The 11893-nt window shown below is 67.1% G+C and carries 10 protein-coding genes; 1 reads left to right on the forward strand and 9 read right to left on the reverse strand.

All coding sequences use genetic code 11. The annotated features are described in order from the left end of the window. Positions 1–11: 11 nt before the first annotated feature. Positions 12–1217: a diaminopropionate ammonia-lyase gene (locus tag P2G67_RS07870; protein WP_275821773.1), complete on the forward strand. Its 1206-nt coding sequence runs from the start codon at positions 12–14 to the stop codon at positions 1215–1217. Here the strand turns inward: P2G67_RS07870 and otsA are convergent, their stop codons facing one another. The 9 genes from otsA to P2G67_RS07915 form a co-directional block, all read right to left on the reverse strand. Next, the gene (gene otsA / locus P2G67_RS07875; protein WP_275821775.1) at positions 1218–2609 is read right to left on the reverse strand and encodes an alpha,alpha-trehalose-phosphate synthase (UDP-forming); all 1392 of its coding nucleotides are present in this window, start codon (positions 2607–2609) and stop codon (positions 1218–1220) included. After that, a complete protein-coding gene (locus P2G67_RS07880) occupies positions 2609–4402 on the reverse strand; it encodes a glycoside hydrolase family 15 protein (protein ID WP_275821777.1) in 1794 nt (597 codons plus the stop codon). The genes otsA and P2G67_RS07880 overlap by 1 nt, the downstream gene beginning before the upstream one ends. Positions 4403–4405: 3 nt before the next feature. Then, a complete protein-coding gene (gene otsB, locus P2G67_RS07885) occupies positions 4406–5182 on the reverse strand; it encodes a trehalose-phosphatase (protein WP_275821779.1) in 777 nt (258 codons plus the stop codon). Between the two features lie 79 nt (positions 5183–5261). Further along, entirely contained in the window at positions 5262–7040 is a 1779-nt protein-coding gene (gene ptsP / locus P2G67_RS07890; RefSeq protein WP_275821780.1) for a phosphoenolpyruvate--protein phosphotransferase, read from the reverse strand. Next, positions 7030–7320, reverse strand: a complete 291-nt coding sequence (locus P2G67_RS07895; RefSeq protein WP_275821782.1) for an HPr family phosphocarrier protein — start codon at positions 7318–7320, stop codon at positions 7030–7032. Before P2G67_RS07895 ends, ptsP begins: the two co-directional genes overlap by 11 nt. 61 nt (positions 7321–7381) lie before the next feature. After that, on the reverse strand, positions 7382–7792 hold the full coding sequence (locus tag P2G67_RS07900) for a PTS sugar transporter subunit IIA (RefSeq protein WP_275821784.1): 411 nt from the start codon (positions 7790–7792) through the stop codon (positions 7382–7384). Positions 7793–7896: 104 nt separating this feature from the next. Then, the gene (gene rapZ / locus P2G67_RS07905; RefSeq protein ID WP_275821787.1) at positions 7897–9273 is read right to left on the reverse strand and encodes an RNase adapter RapZ; all 1377 of its coding nucleotides are present in this window, start codon (positions 9271–9273) and stop codon (positions 7897–7899) included. Positions 9274–9291: 18 nt separating this feature from the next. After that, positions 9292–11079 (reverse strand): sensor histidine kinase, encoded by a 1788-nt coding sequence (locus P2G67_RS07910; RefSeq protein ID WP_437124249.1) that lies wholly within the window; start codon positions 11077–11079, stop codon positions 9292–9294. Beyond that, the gene (locus tag P2G67_RS07915; protein ID WP_275821791.1) at positions 11018–11773 is read right to left on the reverse strand and encodes a response regulator transcription factor; all 756 of its coding nucleotides are present in this window, start codon (positions 11771–11773) and stop codon (positions 11018–11020) included. The genes P2G67_RS07910 and P2G67_RS07915 overlap by 62 nt, the downstream gene beginning before the upstream one ends. Positions 11774–11893: the final 120 nt, after the last annotated feature.

The following is an 11893-nucleotide window of genomic DNA, read 5'->3' on the forward strand; positions in this document are numbered from 1 at the left end:
AAGAGGACAAAATGCTGCAGCCACCGCCGCGGATTCTCGACCAAGCGCACCTGACTGTGACGCAGGGGCCCTGGCCCGCGGCGCTGGATGCCGTGCTCTCGCCGGCGATGGCCGAAGCGGCCCTGACGGAGATTGCCGACTGGCCGGGCTATGCACCGACGCCGATCCACCGGCTCGACCGCCTGGCCGAGGCGCTGGGGCTGGGCGCGATCTACTACAAGGACGAGGGGCATCGCTTTGCCTTGGAGAGCTTCAAGGCGCTGGGCGGAGCCTATGGCGTCTTGCGCCTGGCGGCGGCGCAGGTGGCCGAGCGGAGCGGTGCCACTCCGGCGCTCAGCCGCATCCGTGCCGGAGAATTTCGCGAGCAGCTTCACGAACTGACCGTCACCACGGCCACCGATGGCAACCACGGCCGCTCGGTCGCCTGGGGGGCGCAAATGGCCGGCTGCCGCTGCCGCATCTACATCCACGCCACCGTCAGCAGCGGGCGGCAGCAGGCCATGGAAGCGCTGGGGGCCGAGGTGGTGCGGATCGAGGGGGACTACGACGAATCGGTGATCCGCTGCGCGCGCGACTCCGAGGAGAACGGCTGGTTCGTGGTCTCGGACACCTCCTACGAGGGCTACACCGAGGTGCCGCGGGAGGTGATGGCGGGCTACAGCGTCATGGCGTCGGAAGCGCTGGAGCAGCTTGCCGACGCGCCACCCACCCACCTCTTCATCCAGGGCGGTGTGGGCGGCGTGGCCGCGGCGCTCTGCGCGCGCTTCTGGCAGGGGCTGGGCGAGAGACGGCCGCGGACGGTGGTGGTGGAACCGGCCAGCGCCGCCTGCATCCTCGCCACCGCCCGGGCCGGGAGCCCGACGCAGGTGCCGCTGGAGGAGGAGACCCTGATGGCCGGCCTGTCCTGCGGCACGATCTCCCTGCTGGCCTGGGACATCCTCAAGGCCGGGGCCTCGGACTATCTCTCCATCGGTGAGGAAGGGGTGGCGCCGGCGATGCGCCTGCTGGCCTCGGGCGAGGCCGGCGGCGGCGCCATCGTCGCCGGGGAATCGGCTGTCGCCGGTCTCATCGGCCTGACCGCCGCCGCCCAGGACGAGGCCCTGCGGGCGGGGCTGGGCCTGGGTCCGGACAGCCGGGTCTTCCTGCTGGGCAGCGAAGGGGCGACGGACCCGGACATCTATCGGCGGCTGGTGGGCAGCGGCCCGCATTCAGTCTGATTAGGCTTCCCAGGCATCCTCGGCCAGGCGGGTGACGAAGCTGCGCCACCAACGGGTGACGTCCTGGGCCCGGATCACCTCCATCATGGCCTGCCAGCGCTCTTGGCGTTCCTCCAGGGACATGGCCAGCGCCTGGTGCAGCGCCTCACCGGTGGCCTCGTAGTCCAGGGGATTGACGATCAGCGCCGCATCCAGTTCATGCGCCGCGCCTGCAAAGCGCGAGAGCAGCAGGACGCCCGGGTCCTCCGGGTCCTGCGCGGCCACATATTCCTTGGCCACCAGGTTCATGCCGTCGCGCAGCGGGGTGACCAGCGCCACTGAGGCAATGCGCAACACCCCGGCCAAGGCGCTGCGGGAGAGGCCACGGTTCACGTAGCGCAGCGGCACCCAGTCCAGTTCAGCGAAGCGGCCGTTGACGTGCCCGCTCAGCTCTTCCAGGCGCCGGCGCAGGTGGATGTACTCCGGCACTTCCGAGCGTGAATGAGGGGCGATCTGCAGGAAGGCGATGCGCCGGCGGTGCTCGGGATGATGCTCAAGCAGATGCTCGTAGGAGAGAATGCGCTGGGGCAGGCCCTTGGTGTAGTCCAGGCGGTCGACCCCCAAGAGCAGGCGCCGGCCATCCAGGCTAATGAGCAGGCGTCGCCGAGCCTCGTTGCGCACCTGCGCCGCCGCTTGGGCGAAGCCGTCGGGATCGATGGAAATGGGAAAGCAGCCGGCGCGCAAACGGCGGCCAAAGCACTCGATGCGCTCTTCATCCAGTACCTTGCCGCCGGCCTCGAAGCGCAGATAGTCCAGGAAGGCCCGCAGGTCAGTGCGGGTTTGCAAACCGATCAGGTCGCAGTGGCAGAGCCCTTCCATCAGTTCGCGGTGGTTCGGCAGGGCGGTGAGGGCCTCGGGGGCCGGGAAGGGAGTGTGCAGGAAAAAGCCGATGGGGTTGTCTACGCCGCGCTTGCGCAGCTCCTGCGCCACCAAGAGCAGGTGATAGTCGTGGATCCAGATCAGGTCGCCGGGGCGAACCTGCTGCGCAAGCTGCTCGGCAAAGAGTTCGTTGACCCGGCGATAGGCTTCGAAATGCGCGCTGTGATACTCCATCAGGTCGGCGCGGTAGTGGAGAATCGGCCAGAGCACGCCGTTGGAGTAGCCGTTGTAGTAGCCCTCGAGTTCGGCCTCGGTCAGGTCAATGGTGGTGACCTGGTAATGCTCTTTTTCCTCCGTGTTGAGCCTGCGCTCCGTCTCACTCTCCGCAATGCGGCCACTCCAGCCGAACCAGAGGCCGTGGCTTTCCGACAGTGCGTCGTGAATGGCCACCGCCAGGCCTCCGGTTGCGCCGCGGTTTCCGGCGCCGGTTTGCAGGGGTGTTACACGGTTGGAAAGCAACAGCAGGCGCCGCATCACAGCGCCTCCCAGCTCCGGCTGAGGCGCGTCGCCGAATGAATGATGCCGACCAGGGAGTAGGTCTGGGGGAAGTTGCCCCAGAGCTCGCCTGTCTTCGGATCCAGATCCTCGGAAAGCAGTCCGACGTGGTTGCGACGCGCCAGGAGGTTTTCAAAGAGCGCGCGCGCTTCTTCCTCGCGCCCGGTCGCGGCCAAGGCGTCCACATACCAGAATGAGCAGATGGTGAAGGCTACCTCAGGTACTCCGAAATCGTCCGCTGCATGATACCGCAAAAGGTAACCCTCCCGCATAAGGGAACGCTCCACCGCGGCCACGGTTCCCAGATAACGGGGATCCTTGCCCTCGACGAAGCCCAGATCCTGCATCAGCAGCAGACTGGCATCCAGGGTCTCGCCTTCGAAGGTGGCCACGAAGCTGTTCAGCTTGTCGTTCCAGGCGCGCTTCAGGATCACGCTGCGGATGCGCTCGGCCTCGGTCTGCCAGTAGGCCGCCCTCTGGGTCTGCCCCAGGCGGCGCGCGATCCGTGCCAGGCGATCGCAGGCGGCCCAGCAGAGCAGGGTGGAGTAGGTGTGGACCATCTGCCGGCTGCGGTACTCCCAGGGGCCCGCATCCGGGATGTCGAAGCGCCGGATCGCCTGCTCGCCCAACTCCTCCAGACGCCGGAAGAGATTGAGCGTTCCGGGCGCCATCAGGCGCTGGTCGAAGAAGCACTGCGTTGCGGCCAGGATCACACTGCCGTAGCCGTCGTTCTGGATCTGGGTGTAGGCCTGATTGCCGACGCGCACCGGCCCCATGCCCCGATAGCCGGGCAGGCTCTCGACAACGCGCTCGTCGATGCGCTGTTCCAGGTCGAGCCCGAAGACCGGCTGGAGGTAACCGTCCGGGGCCGCCGAAACCACGTTCATGATGTAGCGCAGATAGCCTTCCATGGTGCGCGTAGCGCCCAGGCGATTGAGGGCATTGACGGTGTAGTAGGAGTCCCGCAGCCAGCAGTAACGGTAGTCCCAGTTGCGCTGCGAGCCCGGCGCCTCGGGGATGGAAGTGGTGAGCGCCGCGATCAGGCCGCCGGTTTCCTCGTAGCTGCAGAGCTTGAGCGTGATGGCGGCGCGGATTACCGCCTCCTGCCACTCGAAGGGGATGGAGAGCGAGCGCACCCAGTCCCGCCAGTAGGCATCGGTCTCGGCAATCAGACGGTTGGCCGCGGTTTCCACCGGTTCGGCTAGGCTCTCATCCGGCCCCAGCAGCAGGTGCTCGTCCTCCTCGAGCAGGAACCAGCGCTCGGGCAGGACGTAGGCCAACGGCGCGGTGGCGTAGAGCCGCAAGGTGAACGAGGGGCCGATGTAGCGGGCGTGATTGCTGCCGCGTGTGACCTGTGGTTTTTCGGCGCCGTAGCTGCAGGTAGGACGGAGAACGACGCGGACCTGCGGCGTGCCGCTGATCGGGCGCATGCGGCGCACGATCATGGTTGGGCGGAAGGTGCGGCCGAACAGCTTGCTGCGCGGGATGCAGTCGGTGATCTCCACGGCGCTGCCGTCCTCGGCATAAAGCCGCGTGACCAGCACCGCCGAGTTGCGACGATACTCCTGCTCGCAGCGCTGCTGCCCCTTGAGTTCGATGGCAAAGAAGCCTTCGTTTGGCTCCTCGCCCCCCAGCAGGGCGCTGAACCAGGGATCGCCGTCGAACGCGGGCAGACAGCCCCAGACCATCCGCCCGTAGCAGTCCACCAGGACGCCGATGGCGCAGTTGCCGATCACCGCCAGATCGAGGTTGGGCCGAGGCGCGAAGGTCAAGCGTCAGTCTCCTTTTGGGGTCAATGCCTGCGCAGCTTCGCTCAACCAGCGGCGCAGGGCTGGGGGATCGGGCAGGGCCCAGCGTGCTGCGCTGGCCCGCCTTCCAACAAGAATGGTATGGCCCTGCAGGGCGTTGACCCTACGAAAGCCATCCTCATCGGTCACGTCATCCCCGGCGAAGGCAGGGATGCGCCCCCGAAAGGGTGGTTCATCGAGGAAAGCCGCGATGGCCTGGCCCTTGTCGCTGCCCGGCACGCGCAGTTCGATGACCGCCTTGCCTGGCACGGCGGCCAAGGGCGGTTCGCAAGTGCCGGCAAGCGCTTCGGCCAGGCGACGGGCTTCGGTCTCGCAGGCGGGCGCGCCACGATAGTGCAGGGCCAGTCCGTGTGACTTGCGTTCGAGCAGCATGCCAGGATGACGCTCGGCAAAGAGTGCAAGCCGCGCTTCCACTGCGGCAAAGCCGTCGGGCAAAGTGGCTGTGGGCAGGAGGTGCCCCCGGGCATCGCGTCGCTCCAGACCGTGCTGGCCGGCGGCGGCCAGGTGCAGGGGAGCGAAGAGTGCATCGAGCTGTGCCAAGGGCCGGCCGCTCACGAGAGCCAGCGCGCCGCCCAGGCGGGTGCGCAGGCAGGCCAGAGTCTCGGTCAGCCCGGCTTCCACCGCAACCTCATCGGGGCGCTCGGCGATGTCCAGCAGGCAGCCGTCCACGTCGAGAAACAACGCCCAGTCGGTTCCCGGCAGCGGCGGTGCGGGCAGATGGAAGAGGGGCTCTTCGAGCGGCATGACGACTATAGGCAGATATGCATGTGCCCGGACCCTAGCCAAACTATGGGGATGCGGCAACGCAGGTGAAGCGCCCCTGCTATGCGTGGAAGCTCTCGAGGAGGTGCTGGATGGTCTCGCGATCGTGCTCGCGCAACATGGCTTCCGCAAGGCTTTGACAGGCCGAAGCATCCAGTCGGCGCAGCGACTGCTTGATGCGGGGCAGGGCGGTGGGGCGCATGGAAAGTTCACGCACGCCAAGGCCGACGAAAAGCGGCAGGTAGCGGGGATCGCCAGCCATTTCGCCGCAAACTGACACCGGTTTCCCATGCCGCAAGGCCACGTCGACGGCGAAGTGAATCAGCCGCAGCACTGCCGGGTGCAGCGGGTCGTGAAGATAGGCCACCCGCTCGTCGCCCCGGTCGATCGCGAGGGTGTACATGATGAGATCATTGGTGCCGATCGCGAAGAAGTCCGCTTCCGGCGCCAAGGCATCGGCGGCAAGCGCCGCGCCGGGAACCTCGATCATCACGCCCAGCGGGGGAAGTGGGTGCGGAACCGGTCGTCCTTGCGCCGCCAGCTTGCGGGCAACGCTGTTGAGGGTGCGCCGCACCATGCGCAGCTCCTCGACGTTGACGATCATCGGCAGCAGGATCCGCAGGCGGCCCCCTTCGTCAGCCTGCAGGATCGCCGCGAGTTGGGTTTCCAGCAACTCCGGAACCCGCAAGGAGAGGCGAACGGCGCGCAGACCCAGGGCTGGGTTCGTGGCTTCGCCAAGATGATGCCCTAGGGCGGACGCGAGCTTTTCCCCGCCCACGTCCAGTGTGCGTACCGTGACCGGCCCCTCGGGCAGACCGCCGAGGATGTGCCGGATCGAACCGACCTGTTCTTCCTGCTCGGGCAGGTCGTCGCGGTTCATGAAGAGGTATTCGCTGCGCAGCAGACCCACGCCCTCGGCCCCGGCGGCCACCGCCTGTTCTACATCGGAAGGGAGTTCCAGATTGGCCTGGAGCGTGACGCGCGTTCCGTCGCGGGTCACGGCCGGCAGGTCGCGCAGACGTTTGAGCGCACGGGTGGAGCGCAGCTGCCCGGCGCGACGGCGGCGATAGCTGTCCAGCGTCTCGGGCGTTGGCTCGAGGATCACCAGACCTTTGTCCCCGTCGACGATGGCAGCGGCGCCGTTTCGTGCGTGGCGCAGCAGTTCCGCCACGCCCAGCACCGCGGGAATGCCGAGCGAGCGGGCCATGATTGCAGTGTGCCCCTCGGCACCGCCGAGCACGCTGGCAAAGCCCACCACCCGGCGCGGGTCCATCAGGGCCGTGTCCGCCGGTGTCACCTCTTCGGCGAAGACCAGGGAGTTGCGGCCCAGTTCGCCGAAGCCCTGATAGGCCTGGTCAGTGAGGTGGCGCAGGATGCGCTGCCCGACTTGGCGCACCTCCTCGCCACGGCTGCGCAGGTAGGGATCGTCCATGGCCTCGAAAAAGCCGACGATCTGGTCGATCTCGATCGCCAGTGCCGCCTCGGCATTGCGGCGCTCATCGCGCACGCGACGCTCCACGCCCTGACGCAACTGTCCGGAACGCAGCATCTGCGCGTGGGCTTCCAGCAGATAGGTCAGTTCCTCTGCCGAGGCGCCGTGCGTCGAGCCGGCCTTGCTGCGCAGCTTGCTGATCTGCCGCTCGGCAGCCTGCACCGCTGCGGTGAAGCGGCTGATCTCCTTGGGGACCTGAGCGGCGGAGATGAGGTATTCGGGCACCGGAATCCGGCTGCCATCGCGCAGATGCGCCGTGCCGATGCCGATGCCGGGCGCGACGGCCAGGCCCTGCAGCCGGGTTTCGCCCCGTGTGTTCGACTCGCCCTGTCCGCTCTCAGTCTTCATCGAATGCGCGCTGCACAAGTTCCGCCAAAGCATCGAGCGCCTGCTGCGCTTGGGGCCCCTCTGCCCGCAGTTCCAGTTCACAGCCCGGCGCGGCCGCCAGCATCATCAGGCCCATGATCGAATCTCCAGGCACTTCCTGGTCACGGCGCACCACGATGACCTTGGCCGAGAACTCCCCGGCCAGCTTCACGAACTTTGCCGCAGCCCGCGCGTGCAATCCCTTTCGATTGCATATGGTGACGTGACGAACGAAGGGGGATGTTGTTTTATGATCGTCCACGTTCTTGATATCCCTTCCGCGAGCGGCCTTTAGACGGGAGACCCCCAGCGCGAGTGGCCCCTTAGCGCGAGGCTTCGTCGCGCAGCAGCTGCGAGGCCACACTGATGTACTTGCGGCCAGCTTCCTGGGCCTGGAGCACGGCGTCGGCCAGGCGTTCGCGGCCGCGCACCTGGGCCAGTTTGATCAGCATCGGCAGATTGATGCCGGCGATCACCTCCACCCGGCCCTGGTCCAGCACGGAGATGGCGAGGTTGGAGGGCGTGCCGCCGAACATGTCGGTGAGGATGACCACGCCCGATCCCTTGTCGACGCGCTGCACGCTCTCGATGATCTCCTGACGCCGCTGTTCCATGTCGTCCTCGGGGCCGATGCAGACCGCAACGGCGTCAGCCTGAGGGCCGACGACATGTTCCATGGCGGCGATGAATTCGCTAGCCAGATTGCCGTGTGTGACCAGAACGAGACCGATCATTTCGCTTTCCTTACGAGCGCAGCCTTGCGCGGGCCGGCCATTACTACCCGAATTGATCTGAGACCGCAGCCATCATTCGTCCACCCGCGACCCTTGGCCACCGGTCATCGGGGGACCGGCGAGGGGCGGGAGCTGTTGGCGTTGACCACAGCCCGCTCCAGTTCGCGGTGTGAGAGGCCCGCCGGCCATCCGAGCTCGGAGAGCCGCGCCATGACTCGCTCTGCGGTGGCAACCGAACGGTGCTGTCCGCCCGTACAGCCGAAAGCGATGGTCAGGTAGCTCTTCCCGGCCGCCTGGTATTGCTCCAGCAAGGGCTCCAGCAGGGCCAGCAGACCGGCGATGAAAGGCTCGTAGTTGGGGTCGGCGGCCAGATAGGCGGCCACCGCCGGGTCGCGTCCGGTCAGGCCACGCAGTTCCAGCTCCCAGTGGGGATTGGCCAAAAAGCGCGTGTCGAACACCAGGTCCGCCTCCCGCGGGAGCCCGAAGCGATAGGAAAAGGAGGTGACGAAGACCTGCATGCCGGCGGCGCGGTCGACGGCGAGATCGGCTGCCAGCAGGCGGCGCAACTCCACCGGCGGCAGATCGCTGGTATCAAGGAGCCGATCGGCCTTGAGGCGCAGCGGCTCCAGCAGGACCCGTTCGGCGGCGATGCCGTCGGCCAGTGGCCGGTTGAGCGCCAGCGGATGACGCCGGCGGGTCTCGGTGTAGCGCTGTTGCAGAACCGCATCGTCGCAGTCCAGGAAGAGCAGGCTGGGCTCGATGCGTGGGTCGGCGCGCAGGCGCGCCAGTTGCCGCAGGAACAGCGGCACGGAAAAATCCATCGTGCGGCTGTCGATGCCCACCGCCAGCGGCTGGCGGCGTGGGTTGGCTCCCAGCACGCCGTCCAGCAGGCCCAAAGGCAGGTTGTCGATGGCCTCCCACCCAAGATCCTCCAGGTGCTTCAGCGCCAAGGTCCGGCCTGCTCCCGACAGGCCGGTGATGAGCAGCAGCGGTGCGGGAGCGTCTTCCCTTTGCGCAGCGGGGTCCTGAGCTTCCGCTGTGGGCGGCGCCAGGGCCGTGGCCCGCGCCCGGGCGGCAAATCGCAGCGTGGCCGGCGTGGTCGCTGCGGCCGGGTCCAGGCGCAGCAGCGGCAGGTCCAGGCCGAGCAGTTCCAGGCTCGTCTCTTCTGGCAGACGCTCCACCCCTTCCTCTGGCACCAGGTCCACCGCCAGGGCCAGCGGCGTCTCCGGCAGGTGGGGCACCTCGGCCAGACCGAATCCGCGCAGTTCCATCATGCCGGCGAGCTGCGCTGGGGCGCGGGCCAGCAGGCGATCTTCCTCACGGCGGATTTCCACCTGGTCGTCGGCGACGAGCCAACCGCCCTCATCGATCAGGCGCAGCGCCAGACCGGATTTGCCCGCGCCGGCCGGTCCGCGGAGCAGCACCCCGAGTGGGCCGGCTTGGGTGGAAAGGGCGACGCAGGTGGCATGCATGCGTTCCATACGCGATTCCTGCAGCAATCAGCCGGCCGCCGGCAGGCGCACGGTGAAGCGGGCGCCGCCCTGCGGCCGGTTCTCGGCAACAATGGTCCCGTGGTGGGCCTCGACGATCTGACGCGAGATCGACAGGCCCAGACCGGAATGGGTGCCAAACTTCTCTCCGGCGGGACGCTCACTGTAGAAGCGGCTGAAAATGGCGTTCTCCTTGCCTTCGGGTATGCCGGGACCCTCGTCGTCGACCGTGATAACCACCCAGGCGCCTTCACGCCGGGCGGCAAGGCGGATGGTGCTGTCTGGCGGGCTGAAGGACAAGGCATTGGCGATGAGATTGCGGAAGACTTGGCCCAGGCGCCCTTCCTTGCCCATGACCGTGAGATTGGCCCGCAGAGGCAGGGTCAGGCTGAGATCAGCGGTGCCGTCTTCGGACCGTTCGCGCTCCACCGCCACCAGGGTTTCCAGCAGGATCGCCATGTCGAAGCGTTCGCTTTCGGCCCGGGCCAGTTCGGCATCCAGGCGGGAGGCATCGGAGATGTCACTGATCAGCCGGTCGAGGCGTGACACATCATCGATGATGATTGCCATGAGCCGCGCGCGCTGCTCGGGGTTCTCGATCCGGCTCACTGTCTCCACTGCGCTGCGCAAAGAGGTGAGGGGATTCTTGATCTCGTGCGCGACGTCGGCGGCAAAGTGCTCGATGGCCTTGAGCCGGCTGTGCAGCGCCTGGGTCATCTCGATGAGCGCGGCCGAGAGGTCGCCGATCTCGTCGCGCCGGGCGGTCATGTCGGGAATGCTATCGAACTGGCCACTGCTGCCACGGACCCGGTCGGCGGCTTCCGCCAGGCGTCGGATGGGGCGGGCGATGGTCCGCGCCAGGTAGAGCGAGAGGAGGATTGTGACCGCCAGCGCCACGGCGAAGACCAGCAGGATGTCGCTGCGGCGGTCGCGCACTGCTCGGTCGATGGCGCCGCCATCCTTGCTGACCATCAGGGCGGCCACGACCTGACGGTAGCGCTGGACCGGTACGGTGACCGAGAGCACGAGGCGCTGGCCGGCGTCCTGACGCACTTCTGCGGAACCCTCACCGGCGAGGGCTTGCTCGACTTCGTTATAGTGTGCAGCGCTCTGCCGCGGCTGCTCCTGATAGAGCGGCAAGGCGTCGGGGTAGAGCAGGCGGCGCATGTTCTTGTCGTAGAAGTCTTCAATCCAGCGAATCACCTCCAGGCCGCGCGATTGCGGCGGTGGCAGCTCTTCCACGCGGACCACTGCTTCTGGGCCGCCGAGCATGAAGGAATCCGCCACCAGCTCGCCGCTCTGACTGAAGAGGCGCGCGCGCAAAGGCGCGCTCAGGGAGATGTCGCTGAGCAGTACACGGATCAATTGGCGGGCGGACTCATGCATGAGCTGCTGATCACCCTGGGGACCGTCGCGGATGGCAGCGGAGCCGAGGGCCAGGGCAACGGTCGTGGCCTGGGTGCGCATGGCCTCGATTTCGGAATCGATCAGGCTCTGGCGGTACTGCTCCAGATGCAGCAGGCCGAGCACGGGGATCAGCAACACCAGGGTGTTGATCAGGAGGATGCGGCGCGTGAGAGGGGAGCGCCAAGCCGGCAGTCGCCGACGCGCCTCGGCGCTGCTCTCCTGCCTTCCGCGCAGCTGCGAACGCCGGGGTGCGATCGTCTCGCCTGTCCTTTCTTCCGGGCGGCCGCTCCGCCTCCGCTTCGCGCCCGATGCGGCCGCCGCCTTCGGCTCAGCTGTCTCGGTAGCGGTAGCCGACACCGTAGAGGGTCTCGATCTGCGCGAAGTCATCATCGACCACCTTGAACTTCTTGCGCAGGCGCTTGATGTGGCTGTCAATGGTGCGGTCGTCTACATAGATGTGTTCGCCATAGGCCGCGTCCATCAGCTGGTCGCGGTTCTTCACATGCCCCGGGCGCTGCGCCAGCGCGCGCAGGATCAGGAACTCGGTGACAGTGAGGTTCACCGGTTCGCCCTTCCAGGTGCAAAGATGGCGCGCCGGATCCAGCATCAACTCGCCGCGGCGGATCGGCGCCTCGCGCTCCGGGTCGAGTTCCTCGCGGGCCGCCCGCTCGCGTCGCAGCAGGGAGCGGATGCGCTCGACCAGCAAGCGCTGGGAGAAGGGCTTGGTGATGTAGTCGTCCGCCCCCATGCGCAGGCCCAGCACCTCGTCGACCTCCTCGTCCTTGGAGGTGAGAAAGATCACCGGCATGTTGGAGTTCTCGCGCAGACGCTGCAGCAGCTCCATGCCGTCCATGCGCGGCATCTTGATGTCGAGCACGGCAAGGTCTGCCGGATGACTTCTCAGTCCCCGCAGGGCTTCGGTGCCGTCCGTATAGGTCCGAACGCGAAAGCCCTCCGCTTCCAGCGCCATGGATACCGAGGTCAGAATGTTCCGGTCGTCATCCACCAGAGCAATGTCGTAGCGCTGAGACTCGATGTCATCCGGTGAGGCTGCGCTCCCGAGGCGCTCGCTTTGGGCTCTCATGCTCTGCTCACTCTGGTCACAGGGTCATTAAATGTCGATGGGTGGTGCTGCGTCTGTCATGTTCAAAGTGCGCGATCATAGCGGGAACATGCCAGCACTGGCCAGAACTCCTGCGCCGCC

This window comes from Aquibaculum arenosum, from assembly GCF_029222965.1.
In the GTDB taxonomy this organism is placed as follows: Bacteria; Pseudomonadota; Alphaproteobacteria; order Kiloniellales; family DSM-21159; genus Aquibaculum; species Aquibaculum arenosum.